The following is a 15,131-nucleotide window of genomic DNA, read 5'->3' as shown; positions in this document are numbered from 1 at the left end:
AGGGAGCAGCACCGACATCCAACACCAGAGCACCTGAGCAGACGTTAATTACGACTCCGTACGAGTACGGAAGCCCGAAACAAGTGAACATGACGCTAAAAATGCCCTGCGCTCAGCGCATGAGCCCAAGCGCGTCCGTGAAAAACGCCGCGCCGCCGAAATTTCCGGACTTCAAAGCAAGCAACATGTCGCCTTTTTCAGCACCGACCGCGCGCAGCACCGGGACGCCCGCCGCGATCTCTACTCCGACGAGAAATCCAGGAATCTTTAGCCGGTCGACCACGGCGCCCGATGTCTCCCCGCCGGCAACGACCAGGCGCTTGACGCCGGCATGCACCAGCCCCTCGGCGATATCGGCCATGGCCTGCTCGATGGCGTGACCAGCCGCGTCGCGGCCGTGGCGCGCCTGGAGCGCTGCGACCTGATCCGGCGTCGAGCTCGATGCAATCAGGACCGGACCGTCGGCGAGTCGCGGCTTCGCCCAGGCCAGCGCACGCTGCGCCTCGTCCTCGCCCGTAGTAATACGGTCCGGATCGAGATGTAGCACCGGCATGACGCGCTCGGCATTCGCGATCTGCTGAAGCGTCGCCTGCGAGCAGCTTCCGGCAAGGCAGGCCGCGGGTCCGCCGACGGCGGCGCCCGCGTCGCTGCTGGCCGCTGCCGATTTGACCTTGCCTGTCGAGACCAGCGCGCGCGCCAGGCCAAGGCCGATGCCGGAGGCACCGACCGACAGCCGGTGTTCGGCAGCGACGAGGCCGATGGCCTCGAGGTCGCGGTCGAAGACGGCGTCGATGATCGCCGCGCCAACGCCCTTGCCGGCGAGCTCGGCCAGCCGCGCCCGCACGGCATCTTCGCCGCGGGTGACCGTGGCGAGGTCGACGAGGCCGATCTGCGTCCCGCTCTGGCGCGCCAGAACGCGCACCAGATTGGAATCGTGCATCGGGTTGAGCGGATGGTCCTTCAGCGGGCTCTCGTTCAGCGGCACGGCGCCGACGAACAGATTGCCCTGGTAGACGGTGCGGCCGGTTTCCGGGAAGGCCGGCGTCACCAGCACCACCGACTCGCCGCCATCGGCGCGCAGCGCGTCCATCACCGGGCCGATATTGCCGGCATCCGTGGAATCGAAAGTAGAGCAGATCTTGAACAGCACATGGCTCGCGCCGCGGCTGCGCAGCCATGTCTCCGCCGCGCGCGAGCGCGATACGGCAAGACCGGCTTCGATCGAGCGGCTCTTCAAGGACACCACGACGGCGTCCACCTCGGGCAGCGCGAGATCGTCCGCGGGTACGCCGATGGTCTGGACGGTGCGCAGGCCCGCGCGTGTCAGCGTGTTGGCGAGATCGGAGGCGCCGGTGTAGTCGTCGGCGATGCAGCCCAATGCAAGTGTCACGGCTTCACTCCGGCATAGGGCTGGAACCAGGCTAGACCGTCCGTGGTCTTGCCGCGCGGATTATATTCACAGCCGACGAATCCGGTGTAGCCGAGCCGGTCGAGTTCAGTGAACAGGAACGGATAGTTCAGCTCCTCGCCGTCAGGCTCGTTGCGCGAGGGGATGCTGGCGATCTGGACGTGGCCGATGATCGGCATCATCTCGCGCAGCCGCATCGTGACGTCGCCATGGATGATCTGGCAGTGATAGATATCGAACTGGAGCTTCAGGTTCGAAATCCTCAACTCGTCGATCAGGTCGCGCGCGAAACCGAAATCATTGAGGAAGTAGCCGGGTACATTGCGCGCATTGATCGGCTCGAGCACGATGTCGATGCCGTGCGGCGCAAAGAACTCGGCGGCCCACGCCACCGATTTGTAGAACGCCTCGATGGCGACGCGCTCGCCACGGTTGGCGATGCCGGCCATCAAATGCAGCCGCTTGACGCCGGTCGCCTTGGCGTAAGGCAGCGCGGTCTCCAGGCTTTGCTTGAGCTCGGCGAAGCGCGAGGGGAGTGCGGCAAAACCCTTCTCGCCGGCATTCCAGTCGCCCGGCGGCAGGTTGAACAGCGCCTGCGTCAGGCCATTGCGCTTGAGCCGCTCGCCGACCGCTTCGGCCGGATGCTCGTAGGGAAAGAGAAACTCGACGGCAGTGAAGCCGGCTTGGGCTGCGGCATCGAAGCGGTCGAGGAACGGCACCTCGGTGAACATCATCGAGAGATTGGCGGCAAAACGGGGCATTGGAGTCCTCTTGTCTACTTGTCGCCGGGCAGCTTGACGCCGGTGACCTGCGCATACATCCGCGCCACCGACGCGTCGTCGTCGCGGCCCATGCCGGCGGCTGCCGTCATCAAGAACATCTGGAGCGCGGCAGCGGAGACCGGCACCGGGAATCTGGCGCTGCGCGCCATGTCCTGGATGATGCCGAGGTCCTTGACGAAGATCTCGACCGCGCTCTTCGGCGTGTAGTCGCCATCCAGAACGTGCGGCATGCGGTTCTCGAACATCCAGGAATTTCCGGCGGACGCCGTGATCACCTCATAGACCTTGCGGATGTCGAGGCCCTGCTTGGCCGCGAATGCGATCGCCTCGCTGGCGGCGGCGATATGCACGCCGGCCAGCAACTGGTTGATCATCTTGAAGGCGGCGCCTTGGCCGGCGGCATCGCCAAGCTCGTAGAGCTTTGCGGCCATGGCATCGAGCGCGGGCCGCGCTTTCTCAAACGCAGCCGGACTGCCGGAGGCGAGAATCGTCAGTTCGCCTTGCGCGGCGCGCTGCGCCCCGCCGGAGATCGGCGCATCCAGATAGTGCCGGCCGGTCGCTTCCAATTGCTTGGCAAGGCGCCGCGCCACGTCGGGATCCATGGTCGCGGACGACAGGAAGACGCTGTCCATGGGCATGGCTTCGGCGACGCCGTCCTTGCCGAACAGGATGGTCTCGGTCTGCGCGGCATTGACGACGACACTGACGACGATATCGGCGTCCTTGGCAGCTTCGGCCGGCGTCTTGGCGCCTGCGCCGCCGTCCGTCACGAAACGCGCCACCGCATCGGCCGAGACGTCGCAGCCGGTGACGATATGACCGGCGCGTTTTAGCGAGGTCGCCATGCCAAACCCCATCGAGCCGAGCCCGACGACGGCGATGCGCTGATTCTGTGACGTGGAGGCGGACATGCAACTCATCCTTGCGAACGTTTCCCGGACGGCCGCCCTTTGCGGCAGCTTGGCAACCGAATAACACGGCTTGGCCGCGCTGCCAAAGCGTGAGACAAACAGACATGACGGCCATGAGCAACGAGACACGGCTGCGCGAAGACATTTGCCGCTTCGGACGGTCCCTGTTCGAGCGCGGGCTGACACCCGGCTCCTCCGGCAATATCAGCGTCAGGCTGGACGGCGGCGGCTGGCTGGTGACGCCGACCAACGCCTCGCTCGGCTTTCTCGATCCCGCAAAACTGTCGCGGCTGGACGAGCAGGGCCGGCTGGTTTCGGGCGATGCGCCGACCAAGGAAGTTCCGCTGCACACTGCGCTCTACGCCACGCGCGGGAGCGCAAGGGCAATCGTGCATCTGCATTCTACCCATTCCGTCGCGCTGTCGATGCTCCCCGAGGTCGATCCGCGTGCCGTGCTGCCGCCGATGACGGCCTATTATCTGATGAAATGCGGCGCCACCGCGCTCGTGCCCTATTACCGCCCCGGCGATCCCGCGGTGGCTGACGCGATCAAGGGGCTGGCGGGGAAATATTCATCCGTGCTGCTCGCCAATCACGGCCCGGTGGTATCAGGCGACACGCTGGAGGCCGCGGTGTTCGCGACGGAGGAGCTGGAGGAGACGGCGAAGCTGTATCTGCTGCTGCGCGGGATGAACCCGCGCTATCTGTCGCCGGAGCAGGTGGAGGATCTGGTGAAAGTGTTCGGGGTGAAGCTGCCGGAGCATGGGCATGAGCACGGGCGCTCACCGCATACTCCGCCGTCATCCTGAGGCGCGAGCCTTGTGATGCAATGCATCGCAAGGTGAAGCCTCGAAGGATGGGCTACAGGCGCTCGCGGCCCTTCGAGGCGCGCGAAGGGCGCGCACCTCAGGATGACGGTAGAGATTGTGGTGGCTGTCTAGTTATAGCCCCAGATATGCCTTGCGCACATCCGGATTGCCTCTGATCTCGCTTGCTGCGCCCTGCATCAGCACGCGGCCGGTTTGCAGGATGTACGCGCGGTCGGCGATCTCAAGGCACTCCGCCATGCGCTGCTCGACGATCAAGACGGTCATGCCGGCATCGCGGATGCGCTTCACGGCCTGGAAGATTTCATCGACCAGCTTCGGCATGATGCCCTGTGACGGCTCGTCCAGCATCAACAGCCGCGGGCGCGTCATCAGCGCGCGGCCGATCGCGAGCATTTGCTGCTCGCCGCCGGAGAGCGTCTCGGCCCGCTGCTCGAGGCGTTCGGACAGGCGCGGGAACAGCTTGAAGACGAGATCGAGCGGGCTCTCGCGGTCCGCCTCGCCGCGATAGAGATAACTGCCGAGGCGCAGATTGTCGCGCACGGAGAGGCGCGGAAACAGGCGGCGGTTCTCCGGCACGTAGGCGATGCCGGTGGCCGTGATGTGGTGCTGCGCCATGCCGTCGAGCCGCTTGCCGTCAAACGTCACGGTGCCCGAGCGCGGGCGCTCGGCGCCGGCGATGGATTTCAGCAGCGTCGACTTGCCCGCGCCGTTGGCGCCTGCGACGCAGACGATCTCGCCCTTCTGGACTTCGATCGAGATCGCGGAGATCGCGACCAGGCCCTGATAGGCGGTCGTGACTTCACGCACCGACAGCATGACGATCTCCCAGATAAGCGCTGATCACCTTGGGATCGCGGACGACCTCGGTGGGCTTGCCCTCGACCAGCACCTTGCCGAGGTCGAGCACGATGGCGCGATCGACCAGCGGCATCACGATCTCCATGACATGCTCGACCATCAGCACGGTGATGCCGGCATCGCGCACCTTGCGCAGCAGGGCGACACCGGTCTGCGCCTCGGTCGGCGTGAGGCCGGTGAGGACTTCGTCGAGCAGCAGCAGCTTCGGTTCGGTCGCCAGCGCACGGGCGACTTCGAGACGGCGCTTCTCGGCCGGCACGAGGTCGCTCGCCAGCACGTCGGCACGCGCGGCAAGGCCGGTGAACTCCAGCACCTCATACGCCTTGCGGCGCGCTACTCGCATCACGGTGTTACGCACGAGAGCACCGACGATGACGTTGTCGATGACAGTCATGGTCTCAAAGCTCTTGACCACCTGGAACGTGCGCCCGACGCCGCGCTGACAGCGCTCGGCCGCGGGCATCTTGGTGACGTCCTCGCCGTCGAACCAGATCGAGCCTTGAGTCGGCGGCAACACGCCGGCGATCAGATTGAACAGCGTCGACTTGCCGGCACCGTTGGGGCCGATCAGGCCCACGATCTCGCCGCGGCCGACCGAAATCGAGACGTCGCTGTTGGCGACGAGGCCGCCAAAACGTTGCCAGACGCCGCGGGTTTCAAGGAGCGCGGTCATCGCGAGGCTCCCTTCGCTTTAGAACGGGAGAACAGGCTGACCAGCCCCTGCGGCAGAGCCAGCGAGATCGCCACGATCAGCCCGCCATAGACGATCAGATCGACGCCGCGCCCGGAGCCGCCGATATAGGAGCGCGTCAGCTCCGTCATCGGGATCAGGATGGCCGCGCCAAGCACCGGGCCCCAGAGAGTACCGATGCCACCGAGCACGGCCGGCAGCGCCATCAGCAGCGAGAACTGGAAGCCCATGACGCTCTCAGGATCGATATAGGCGAGAAATTGCGCATAGAAGGCGCCGCCGATGGCAACGAGGAAAGCGGAGACGGCAGCCGCGCCCATCTTGGAGTTGAACACGACGACGCCAAGGCTTTCGGCCGCTTCCGGATTGTCCTTCACCGCGCGCCACCAAAAGCCCCATTTGGAGTCTTCCAGCCACCAGGTGACGAGCCAGGCGAGGCTGCACAGCACCAGCGCGAAATAGAAGTACGGCAGCTTGCTGCGCATGAACTGGAATTTCAGCCAGCTGTCGCCGCGCACCTGAATGGTGATTCCCATCGCCGCCCCCGCCCATTCCCAGTTCTGGAACAGCAGCAGCCCGATCTCGGCGATGACGATGGTCGCGATCACGAAGTAATGGCCGCGCAGGCGGAAGAAGGGATAGCCGAGCCCCATCGCAATGAAGGCGGCAATCACGCCGCCGGCGAGCATGCCGAACCAGGGCAGCACGCCGAACTTGGTGAACAGGAGCTCGGTGGTGTAGGCGCCGATCCCGAAATAAAGCGCGTGTCCCAGCGAAATCTGCCCGCAATAGCCGGAAAGAATGTTCCAGCTCTGCGACAGCGCCGCATACATCAAGGTCAGGATCAGGATGTTCTGGACGTAGACGTCTTTGATGAACAGCGGGGCGAGCGCAGCGAGCCCGGCCAGCACCGCGGCGATGATGAGGTCGCGGCGGCGCCGCACGGCAAAATTCTTGTCCATCACATCGACCCGAACAGGCCGCGCGGCCGGATGAAGACGACCAGCAGGTAGACTGCGTAGATGCCGACCGATTTCAGCGACGGCGGCAACACAAGGGCTGTGGTCGCTTCGACGAGGCCAACGATGATGCCGCCGGCGAAAGCGCCGAATACGCTGCCGAAGCCGCCGAGCGCCACCGTAACATAGGCGATCAGCGCAAAGGACGCGCCGACGTCGGGATAGATATAGAAGAAGCTTGCCATGATCGCTCCGGCGAGGCCGACCAGCGCGGCACCAAGTCCCCAGCCAAGCGCGAACACGCGGTTCTTGTCGATGCCGACCAGGGCCACCGCGCCGGGATCTTCACGCGTGGCCTCCAGCGCGCGGCCGAAATCGGTGCGATGAATGAAGAAGTAGAGCCCGGCAAAGGCCACAATCGAGACCAGCGCACCCATCAGCTGCGGCTCGGGCAGGAAGATGCCGGCGATTGAGATCGTCTTGCCGCCGAGCCAGGAATGCGGAACGCTGCGATAGTCCGGCGTGAAAAAGAACTGCGCGAGGCCGCGCATCACGATGGCGAGGCCGAAGGTCGAGAAGATCTGCACCATGCCGGCATTGGCCTTGGCCCGCATGGCGAAGCGCACGACCAATAGATAGACCACAGCTCCGAACACGAACAGCGCGGCAGCCACCAGCGGCGCCGACAGCAGGGGGTCGATCGCGAAGAACGTGAACAGGAAGAAGCTCACATACATTGCGATCATCAGGAACTCGCCATGGGCGAAGTTCACGACGTCCATCAGGCCGAAGATCAGCGCGAGACCGACGGCGATCAGTCCGTAGAGCAGACCCATGAGAAGGCCGCTCGCGAGACTCTGGATAATGGTTTGGGCTGTCAAAAGTCCGTCCCCCGAATTACGCCCTCATCCTGAGGAGCGCGCTGCGCGCGTCTCGAAGGATGGGCCCGCCCTCGTCCTTCGAGACGCGGGCTGCGCCCGCTCCTCCAGCGACAACGGCTTCGCCGTTGCGCAGGGATGAGGGCGGGAGCTACCGTCTGAGCTCCCGCTTTCCTACATCTTACTTCATCGGCCAGATCGCCTCGGCGATCGCGGCCTGCGGCGGGAAGATGGTGACGAACTTGCCGCCGACATATTGCAGCAGCACCGGGTCGGCGTCGTTGTTCTGGCCCATCTCGTCGAACTTGACGCGCTTCCAGGGCATGATGGTCTGCTCACCCGGGATGTCCGTGGCTGCCAGCGCGTCGCGGATCTTCTCGCCGTCCGTCGACTTGGCACGGCTGATGGCGTCGGCGAGGATGATCAGGCCCATGAACTGGCGCGAGGTGAGATCGTTGAAATCCTTGCCCGACCGCGTCTTGAACATCTCGTTGATCTTGCCGACCATCGGGCGCTTCTGCGCCAGGTCGAGCGAGAAGGTGCCGCGCGAGATCACGCCTTCGAGCTTGTCGCCGACGGCGTCATAGAGCGCCTTCTCCGAGAAGCCGGCGTCCTGGGCCACGATCGCGTTCGGCTTGTAACCGAGCTCGGCCATGGTCTTGACCAGCAGGATACCGTCGGTGGTGTAGCTCGACGGCATCAGCACGTCGGCATTGGCGCTCTTGAGCTGCTGCACCTCGGCCGAGAGCGAGGGCGAGTTGGCGCGATACTTGATGTCGGTGACGATCTTGTAGCCGCGCTCGCCGGCGATCTTGGCCTGGGCGTTGCCGGAATCGGTGCCGAAGATGGTGTCTTCGTGGAACAGCGACAGCGTCTCGATCTTGGTGCCCTTCTTCTTCAAGGCATCGAAGAAGTCGAACATCGCGGCCGAGTACATCTCGTCGTGCGGCGCGGCGCGGAAGTAATATTTCAGGCCGCGGCGATGCAGGCTGGGCGAGGAGTTGTCGGCGGAGACGAACGGGATCTGGTAGCGCTCGCAGATCTGGCTGACGGTGACGGCGACCGCGCTCTGATAGGTGCCGATGATGGCGGAGACTTTCTCCTGCGTGATCAGGCGCTCGGCTTCGGCGCGGCCCTTCTGCGGATCGGCCTGGTGATCGGCAAACACGAGGCGGACCTTTGCGCCGCCGAGACCTGGCAGGCCCTCGCCCTTCGCCAGCGGCAGGTCGAAATCGGTGTCCTTGTTAATGACCTCGAGCGCGGTCTCATAGGCCTTCTGCGCGTCGACGCCCTGCTGCGCGCTGCCGCCCGAGAACGGATAAATCACGCCGATCACGACCTCGGAAGTCTGCGCGCGCGCTGCCAGCGGTACCAGCGCGGCTGTAGCGGTAGCTCCCAACAATACGTCGCGGCGAGTTATCGTCATGGCAAAGTCCCCTGTTACTGAATTTCGACTGATCGAATGAAACGATTGGTGGATGCGGTAAAGCCCGAAGAAGCAGCAAACGCTGCCCACTAAATCACGGCCATGGTCCTGTTCTTGATATCCGTCACCAGCATCAAGCCGGGCGAATGCGTGATCGCGAACGGCACCTTCGCGGCGTTGATGACCGATTGCGGCGTCACGCCGCAGGCCCAGAACACCGGGATCTCGTCGTCGGCAACCGGCACCGGATCGCCGTAATCGGGCTTGGCGATGTCCTTGATACCGATCAGATGCGGATGGCCGAGATGCACGGGCGCGCCGTGCACGGCTGGATAGCGCGAGGTGATCTGCACCGCGCGGATCGCGTCCGCCGGCTTGAACGGACGCATCGACACCACCATGGGACCGGCGAAGGGACCGGACTCGCCGCAGGCGATGTTGGTGCGATACATCGGCACCCGCACATTGTGCTCGATGTGGCGGATCGGCATGCCCTCGTCGAGCAGCGCCTCTTCGAACGAAAAGGAGCAGCCGAGCACGAAGGTCACGAGATCGTCGCGCCAATGCTTCTTCACATCGGTCGGCTCGTCGACCACCTCGCCGTCGCGCCAGACGCGATAGCGCGGCACGTCGGTGCGGATATCGAGATCGGCTCCGAGCGCCGGGATGTGCGGACTGCCGACCTCGGACATCCCGATGATCGGGCACGGCTTGGGATTGAGCTGGCAGAAGCGGTGAAAGGCGCTGGCATATTCCGCCGGCAGGATCGCCAGATTGCCCTGGACGAAGCCGGGAGCCACGCCGGCGGTCGAGGCGACCAGACCCTCGCGGTAGGCAAGCCGCGCCTTGCGGCTCGGAAGCATGTCGGGCGTTTCAGTTTGCTGCACTGCCACCAAAACAGTCATGTGATCGACCTGCCTATAAACTCGACAAAAACAAGCCAACACCAAGCGTGCTATAAAGTCTAATCGTCGTTTCTAATCGTTCTCGATAAATTTTGTTTATCGATCGGGAAAATCCTTTCAATGCTGGACTTCAGGTCGATCGAGACGTTCCTCTGGGTTGTGAAGCTCGGCAGCTTCCGCGGCGCCGCAGCAAGGCTCAACACGACCCAGCCGGCGATCTCCCAGCGAATCGCCCAGCTTGAGCGCGAGATGGGCGTGAAGCTCCTCAACCGCGATCATCGCGTGGCTTCGCCGACGCCGAGCGGCCGGCAGATGATGGTGTATGCGGAAAAACTGATCGGCCTGCGCGCCCAGATGTTGGCCGAGGTCGGCGACCGCTCGGCGATGCGCGGTGTGATGCGTCTCGGCGTTGCCGAAACTATCGTGCACACCTGGCTGCCCCGCCTCGTGAAGAGCATGAACGAGGTCTATCCGAACCTCTCGCTGGAGATCGAGGTCGACATCACGCCAAACCTCACCGCGCGCCTGCTTGCGCAAGAGATCGAGCTTGCCTTCGTCGTCGGTCCGCTCTCGGCCTCCGGGGTGCACAATCGCGTCCTCGCCGACTATCCGATCGGCTTTCTCGCCAGCCCCTCGCTCGGCCTCGGCCATGGACCGGTAACGCGGGCTGAGCTGGCGCGGTTTCCGATCATTACCTTCCCACGGAAGACACGGCCTTACGAGGTCGTGCGCGAAGTGTTCGACCGGCCGGAGCTGCCGCCGATCCGGCTGCACGCCTCCGCCTCGCTCGCGACCGTCATCCACATGGCGGTCGAGGGCCTCGGCATCGCCGTGATTCCCGACGCCATCGTCGAGAGCGAGCTTGCAGACGGGCGGCTGCAACTGCTCGACACCGATCTCGAAATCGCGCCGCTGACATTTACCGCGAGCTGGCTCGCCTCGCCCGACGTCGTGGCGGTGGAGCGCGTCGCAGAGCTTGCATGTCAGATTGCGCAGAGCAGCCTCGCAGTTGACGCGCCCGCGCCGGCGCGTCATTGAAACAGGCGCCGGACAAATGAGAGACTGACCGCATGAGCCGAGCCGCCACCAATTTGCAAATCGATTCCGCCCGCCTCTGGGGCTCCATCCACGAGACCGCGCAGTTCGGCGCGACGGCCAAGGGCGGCGTGCGGCGGCTGACGCTGAGCACAGAAGACAAGCAGGTGCGCGACTGGTTCCGCAAGGCCTGCGAGGACGCCGGCCTAGAGGTGCACACCGATGCGCTCGGCTCGCAGTTCGGCCTGCGCAAGGGCCGCGACATGTCGAAGCTGCCCGTCGGCATCGGCTCGCATCTCGACACCCAGCCTACCGGCGGCAAGTATGACGGCATTCTGGGAACGCTCGGCGCGCTCGAAGTGATCCGTACGCTGAACGACGCCGGCATCGAGACCGAGGCGCCGATCTGCGTCGTCAACTGGACCAATGAAGAGGGCTCGCGCTTCGCCCCCGCGATGATGGCCTCCGCAGCCTATGTCGGCGACTTCACCACTGATGACATCCTGTCGCGCAAGGACGTCGAAGGCGTCACTGTCGGGCAGGCACTCGACGGCATCGGCTATCGCGGCGACAAGCCGGTCGGCTTTCAGAAGCTCGGCTGCTTCGTCGAGTTGCACATCGAGCAGGGTCCGATCCTTGAGGCTGAGAGCAAGACCATCGGCGTGGTCGATTCCGGCCAGGGCGTGCTCTGGTACGACGGCAAGATTACCGGCTTCGAGAGCCATGCCGGATCGACGCCGATGCCGTTGCGGCGCGATGCACTCGCCACGCTCTCCGAGATCGTGCTGGCAATGGAGGCCATCGCCAGCAAGCACGGGCCGAAGGCTGTCGGCACCATCGGCGAGGCCGTGATCGCAAACCCCTCGCGCAATGTCATTCCCGGCGAGATCGCCTTCACCATGGATTGCCGCAGCGCCGATGGCGCGATCATGGACGCGCTCGATCGCGATTTGCACGCTGCCATTGCCGAGATCGCCACGCGCCGCAAGGTCGAGGTCAAGATCGACCTCGTCTGGCGCAAGCCGCCGACGCATTTCGATCCGAAGCTGATTGCAGCGGTGGAGAACGCAGCGAAGACCCTCGGCTATTCCTCTCGCCGCATCACCTCGGGCGCCGGCCACGACGCCTGCAACCTCAATACCGTCATGCCGGCGGCGATGGTGTTCGTGCCCTGCAAGGACGGCATTAGCCACAACGAGCTGGAGGACGCCACGCAGCCCGACTGCGCGGCCGGCACCAACGTATTGATGCACACCGTGCTGGCGATCGCCGGCGTCGCGTCCTGACCGGAGAAAACCATGCGCGGAGTTTTCGTCGACGCCAATGAAGCTCTCGCCGTGATCATGGAGCGGCTGGAGCAACCGGGCGATCCCAAGGTGCGTATCCACAGGGATCCCGACATCAAGCCCGAGCAATATCCTGAGATCCTCGACGGCGCCGAGATCGCGATCGTCGATCACACCGCGCTGCCGACCGAGGTCGCGAAGAAGTGCGCAGGGCTGAAGCACGTGGTGTTCCTCGGCACCGGTGCGCGCAGCTACATGAATCCGGAAGAGCTCGCCGAGCTCGGCATCTCCGTGCACCTGATCAAGGGCTATGGTGACACGGCGGTCGCAGAATCCGCGATCGCGCTGATGTGGGCCTCGGCCCGCGTCATCGCGATGATGGATCGCGAGATGCGCGGCGGCAACTGGCTGCGCGAGGATGGCATGCAGCTCACCGGCAAGACGCTCGGCCTGATCGGCTTCGGCGGCATCGCCGCCGAGGTCGCACGCATTGCCTCGGGCAGCGGCATGAAGGTGATTGCCTGGAACCGCTCGCCCAAGAGCCATCCGGGCGTCGAATTCACCGATCTCGACAAATTGCTGGCGCGAGCCGATGTCGTGTCGCTGCATCTGCTGCTCAACGACGAGACCCGCGGCATGATCACCCGCGAGATGATCGCGAAGATGAAGCCGGGGGTCATCCTCATCAACACCGCCCGCGCCGCCGTCGTCGACGAGACCGCCATGATCGACGCGCTGAAGTCGGGCCACATCCGCCATGCCGGCCTCGATGTTTTCAACATCGAACCCCTGCCCGGCGATCATCCGCTGACGAAGATTCCGAACGTGACGCTGTCGGCGCACTCGGCCTTCCGCACGCCGGAAGCAAGTGAGAACCTGATCGAAGCGGCGTGGGTCCACTGCCGCCGGATCGTGAAAGGATAAGAGCAATAACAATGGCCGACTATCGCACCATCAAGGCACAGCCGCTCACCAACGTCGTCCGCGCCATTGTCAAGGCCGGCGGCTCCACGGACCGCGAGGCCGAGCTCGTATCCACGAACCTCGTCGAGGCCAACCTCAGGGGACATGACTCGCACGGCGTCGGCATGATCCCGCGCTACGTCCAGAGCGTCACCACGGGCGGCCTCGCCGTGAACCAGCACGTCAAGATCGTGCTCGACACTGGTCCGCTTCTCACCCTCGACGGCCTCACCGGCTACGGCCAGGTGATCGGCCATGAAGCGATGGAGCTGGCGGCAGAGCGCGCCAAGCGCAACGGCGTGTGTCTCGTCGGCCTGTCGAACTCGCACCACATCGGCCGCATCGGCCACTGGGCCGAGCAGTGCATCGGCCACGGACTGGTATCGATTCACTTCGTCAACGTGATCTCGCGCCCGATCGTGGCGCCCTGGGGCGGCAGCGATGCGCGCCACGGCACCAACCCCTTCTGCGTCGGCATCCCGCGCAGAGGCAAAGAGCCGATCGTGCTCGACTTCGCCACCAGCAGGATCGCGCAGGGCAAGACGCGTGTCGCCCACAACAAGGGCGTCGAGCTCGAACCCGGCACCATCATCGACAATGAAGGCAAGCCCACCGTCAATCCGCGCTACACCGTGATCCCGCCGCACGGCGCCATCCTGCCGTTCGGCGAGCACAAGGGTTCGGGGCTCGCGCTGGTGTGCGAAATCCTCGGCGGCGCGCTCTCCGGCGGGCAGGTGGTCAAGGGCCCGTCCGACGGCAAGCACAACGTCCTCAACGGCATGCTCTCGATCATCATCGACCCGGGCAAGCTCGGCACCGGCGAGAACCTGGCGCGCGAGGTCGAGGGCTTCGTCGCCTGGCACACTGGCTCGCCGCCGGCCCCCGGCGTCGACAAGGTGAAGATCGCCGGCGACCCTGAGCGTGAGACGAAGCAGAAGCGTCTGGCGGAGGGGGTTCCGGTTGATCCGACCACCTGGCAGGAGATTCTGGAAGCCGGGAAGAAGTTTGGGCTGGATCAGGCGGCGATCGAAAAGATCGCGGGGTAGCTCCATGTCGTCCCGGCGAAGGCCGGGACGGCCACCCCGCGGTTAGCGGATCGAACTAATCCACCATCTCCGCGACTGCCTTGCCGCAAGCCGTGGTGTCAGCATTGCCGCCCAGGTCCTTGGTGCGGAGCGTGCGCTCGGCCAGCGTGCGCTCGATCGCATCGACAATCGACTTGCCGGCTTCCTTCTCACCGAGATGCTCGAGCATCATCGCGCCCGACCAGATCGCACCGATCGGGTTCGCAATTCCCTGCCCCGCGATATCTGGCGCCGAGCCGTGCACCGGCTCGAACACCGACGGGAAATTGCCCTCGGGGTTGATGTTGCCTGACGGCGCGATGCCGATGGTGCCGGTGCAGGCGGGGCCGAGATCGGACAGGATGTCGCCGAACAGATTGGAGCCGACCACGACGTCGAACCAATCCGGATGCAGCACGAAGTTCGCCGTCAAAATGTCGATGTGGTACTTGTCCCACTTCACGCCCGGAAACTTCTTGGCCATCGCCTCTACGCGCTCGTCCCAATAGGGCATGGTGATGGAGATGCCGTTCGACTTGGTCGCCGAGGTCAGGTGCTTCTTCGGCCGCGACTGCGCGAGCTCGAAGGCGAATTTCAGGATGCGGTCGACGCCGATGCGGGTCATCACTGTCTGCTGCGTCACGAACTCGCGGTCGGTGTCCGGGAACATGCGGCCGCCGACGGACGAATATTCGCCTTCGGTATTCTCGCGCACCACCCAGAAATCGATCTCGCCCGGCTTGCGATTTGCCAGCGGCGACGGCACGCCCGGCATCAGCCGCACCGGACGCAAATTCACATACTGATCGAACTCGCGGCGGAATTTGATCAGTGAACCCCACAGCGAGACGTGATCCGGAATCTTGGCCGGCCAGCCGACCGCACCGAAGTAAATGGCATCGTGCTTGCCGATCTTGTCCTTCCAATCGTCCGGCATCATCTGGCCGTGCTTCTCGTAATAGTCCCAGGACGAGAAGTCGAAATGATCGAAATGAAGAGACACCCCGTGCTTCTTCGCTGCGGTCTCCAGAACACGCAGACCCTCCGGCATCACTTCCTTGCCGATGCCGTCACCGGGAATGACCGCGATCCGGTATTGTTTCTTGCTCATCGAGAACGTCCTTGATTGGTCCGG

15 protein-coding genes are annotated in these 15,131 nt (G+C 64.5%); 5 read left to right on the top strand and 10 right to left on the bottom strand.

The features are described 5' to 3' along the window. Positions 1-112 precede the first annotated feature (112 nt). From otnK to ltnD, 3 genes are read right to left on the bottom strand one after another with little or no spacing between them, the layout of a single operon-like run. Entirely contained in the window at positions 113-1,390 is a 1,278-nt protein-coding gene (otnK, locus tag ABIB00_RS29195) for a 3-oxo-tetronate kinase (protein WP_354106718.1), read from the bottom strand. Continuing rightward, a complete protein-coding gene (gene otnI, locus ABIB00_RS29190) occupies positions 1,387-2,169 on the bottom strand; it encodes a 2-oxo-tetronate isomerase (RefSeq protein WP_247441480.1) in 783 nt (260 codons plus the stop codon). The genes otnK and otnI overlap by 4 nt, the downstream gene beginning before the upstream one ends. Positions 2,170-2,183: 14 nt before the next feature. Further along, the gene (ltnD, locus tag ABIB00_RS29185; protein ID WP_502917894.1) at positions 2,184-3,110 is read right to left on the bottom strand and encodes an L-threonate dehydrogenase; all 927 of its coding nucleotides are present in this window, start codon (positions 3,108-3,110) and stop codon (positions 2,184-2,186) included. A 95-nt stretch (positions 3,111-3,205) separates the two neighbouring features. Between ltnD and otnC the strand changes: the two genes are divergently transcribed. Continuing rightward, positions 3,206-3,910, top strand: a complete 705-nt coding sequence (otnC, locus tag ABIB00_RS29180; RefSeq protein ID WP_247441476.1) for a 3-oxo-tetronate 4-phosphate decarboxylase — start codon at positions 3,206-3,208, stop codon at positions 3,908-3,910. Between the two features lie 132 nt (positions 3,911-4,042). Here the strand turns inward: otnC and ABIB00_RS29175 are convergent, their stop codons facing one another. The 6 genes from ABIB00_RS29175 to ABIB00_RS29150 form a co-directional block, all read right to left on the bottom strand. Continuing rightward, complete coding sequence (locus tag ABIB00_RS29175) at positions 4,043-4,747, bottom strand: ABC transporter ATP-binding protein (protein WP_247349760.1); 705 nt, start codon at positions 4,745-4,747, stop codon at positions 4,043-4,045. Next, on the bottom strand, positions 4,731-5,462 hold the full coding sequence (locus ABIB00_RS29170; protein ID WP_354106716.1) for an ABC transporter ATP-binding protein: 732 nt from the start codon (positions 5,460-5,462) through the stop codon (positions 4,731-4,733). Before ABIB00_RS29170 ends, ABIB00_RS29175 begins: the two co-directional genes overlap by 17 nt. After that, positions 5,459-6,442 carry a branched-chain amino acid ABC transporter permease gene (locus ABIB00_RS29165; protein WP_354106715.1) on the bottom strand — a complete coding sequence of 328 codons (984 nt, stop codon included), beginning with the start codon at positions 6,440-6,442 and terminating at the stop codon, positions 5,459-5,461. The genes ABIB00_RS29170 and ABIB00_RS29165 overlap by 4 nt, the downstream gene beginning before the upstream one ends. Next, positions 6,442-7,320 (bottom strand): branched-chain amino acid ABC transporter permease, encoded by an 879-nt coding sequence (locus ABIB00_RS29160; RefSeq protein WP_502917893.1) that lies wholly within the window; start codon positions 7,318-7,320, stop codon positions 6,442-6,444. Before ABIB00_RS29160 ends, ABIB00_RS29165 begins: the two co-directional genes overlap by 1 nt. Before the next feature lie 178 nt (positions 7,321-7,498). After that, positions 7,499-8,743 carry an ABC transporter substrate-binding protein gene (locus ABIB00_RS29155; protein WP_354106714.1) on the bottom strand — a complete coding sequence of 415 codons (1,245 nt, stop codon included), beginning with the start codon at positions 8,741-8,743 and terminating at the stop codon, positions 7,499-7,501. Positions 8,744-8,832: 89 nt separating this feature from the next. Beyond that, positions 8,833-9,648, bottom strand: coding sequence for a putative hydro-lyase (locus tag ABIB00_RS29150; protein ID WP_354106713.1), 816 nt, complete (start codon positions 9,646-9,648; stop codon positions 8,833-8,835). Between the two features lie 120 nt (positions 9,649-9,768). Here ABIB00_RS29150 and ABIB00_RS29145 point away from each other — a divergent pair, with 120 nt between their 5' ends. The 4 genes from ABIB00_RS29145 to ABIB00_RS29130 are packed head-to-tail and all read left to right on the top strand — an operon-like array spanning position 9,769 to position 13,978. Further along, the gene (locus ABIB00_RS29145) at positions 9,769-10,686 is read left to right on the top strand and encodes a LysR family transcriptional regulator (protein WP_247441466.1); all 918 of its coding nucleotides are present in this window, start codon (positions 9,769-9,771) and stop codon (positions 10,684-10,686) included. Between the two features lie 32 nt (positions 10,687-10,718). Continuing rightward, positions 10,719-11,969 carry a Zn-dependent hydrolase gene (locus ABIB00_RS29140; RefSeq protein ID WP_354106712.1) on the top strand — a complete coding sequence of 417 codons (1,251 nt, stop codon included), beginning with the start codon at positions 10,719-10,721 and terminating at the stop codon, positions 11,967-11,969. A 12-nt stretch (positions 11,970-11,981) separates the two neighbouring features. Then, on the top strand, positions 11,982-12,893 hold the full coding sequence (locus tag ABIB00_RS29135) for an NAD(P)-dependent oxidoreductase (RefSeq protein WP_247441462.1): 912 nt from the start codon (positions 11,982-11,984) through the stop codon (positions 12,891-12,893). 11 nt (positions 12,894-12,904) lie between these two features. Beyond that, the gene (locus ABIB00_RS29130) at positions 12,905-13,978 is read left to right on the top strand and encodes a malate/lactate/ureidoglycolate dehydrogenase (RefSeq protein ID WP_247441460.1); all 1,074 of its coding nucleotides are present in this window, start codon (positions 12,905-12,907) and stop codon (positions 13,976-13,978) included. Positions 13,979-14,033: 55 nt separating this feature from the next. Here the strand turns inward: ABIB00_RS29130 and ABIB00_RS29125 are convergent, their stop codons facing one another. Beyond that, positions 14,034-15,107 (bottom strand): tartrate dehydrogenase, encoded by a 1,074-nt coding sequence (locus tag ABIB00_RS29125; RefSeq protein WP_247441458.1) that lies wholly within the window; start codon positions 15,105-15,107, stop codon positions 14,034-14,036. Between the last annotated feature and the right edge of the window lie 24 nt (positions 15,108-15,131).

The sequence above is a fragment of the Bradyrhizobium sp. LB14.3 genome, assembly GCF_040547985.1.
Taxonomy (GTDB): Bacteria; Pseudomonadota; Alphaproteobacteria; order Rhizobiales; family Xanthobacteraceae; genus Bradyrhizobium.
This window is presented reverse-complemented; position numbering and strand designations above follow the sequence as displayed.

What these genes read in the sequence shown, in the direction of transcription:
- ABIB00_RS29150 (WP_354106713.1), bottom strand. Translation starts at nt 9,648, where the DNA reads ATGACTGTTTTGGTGGCAGTGCAGCAAACTGAAACGCCCGACATGCTT.
- ABIB00_RS29155 (WP_354106714.1), bottom strand. Translation starts at nt 8,743, where the DNA reads ATGACGATAACTCGCCGCGACGTATTGTTGGGAGCTACCGCTACAGCC.
- ABIB00_RS29130 (WP_247441460.1), top strand. Translation starts at nt 12,905, where the DNA reads ATGGCCGACTATCGCACCATCAAGGCACAGCCGCTCACCAACGTCGTC.
- ABIB00_RS29145 (WP_247441466.1), top strand. Translation starts at nt 9,769, where the DNA reads ATGCTGGACTTCAGGTCGATCGAGACGTTCCTCTGGGTTGTGAAGCTC.
- otnI (WP_247441480.1), bottom strand. Translation starts at nt 2,169, where the DNA reads ATGCCCCGTTTTGCCGCCAATCTCTCGATGATGTTCACCGAGGTGCCG.
- ABIB00_RS29175 (WP_247349760.1), bottom strand. Translation starts at nt 4,747, where the DNA reads ATGCTGTCGGTGCGTGAAGTCACGACCGCCTATCAGGGCCTGGTCGCG.
- ABIB00_RS29125 (WP_247441458.1), bottom strand. Translation starts at nt 15,107, where the DNA reads ATGAGCAAGAAACAATACCGGATCGCGGTCATTCCCGGTGACGGCATC.
- ABIB00_RS29135 (WP_247441462.1), top strand. Translation starts at nt 11,982, where the DNA reads ATGCGCGGAGTTTTCGTCGACGCCAATGAAGCTCTCGCCGTGATCATG.
- ltnD (WP_502917894.1), bottom strand. Translation starts at nt 3,110, where the DNA reads ATGAGTTGCATGTCCGCCTCCACGTCACAGAATCAGCGCATCGCCGTC.
- ABIB00_RS29140 (WP_354106712.1), top strand. Translation starts at nt 10,719, where the DNA reads ATGAGCCGAGCCGCCACCAATTTGCAAATCGATTCCGCCCGCCTCTGG.
- ABIB00_RS29170 (WP_354106716.1), bottom strand. Translation starts at nt 5,462, where the DNA reads ATGACCGCGCTCCTTGAAACCCGCGGCGTCTGGCAACGTTTTGGCGGC.
- otnC (WP_247441476.1), top strand. Translation starts at nt 3,206, where the DNA reads ATGACGGCCATGAGCAACGAGACACGGCTGCGCGAAGACATTTGCCGC.
- ABIB00_RS29165 (WP_354106715.1), bottom strand. Translation starts at nt 6,442, where the DNA reads ATGGACAAGAATTTTGCCGTGCGGCGCCGCCGCGACCTCATCATCGCC.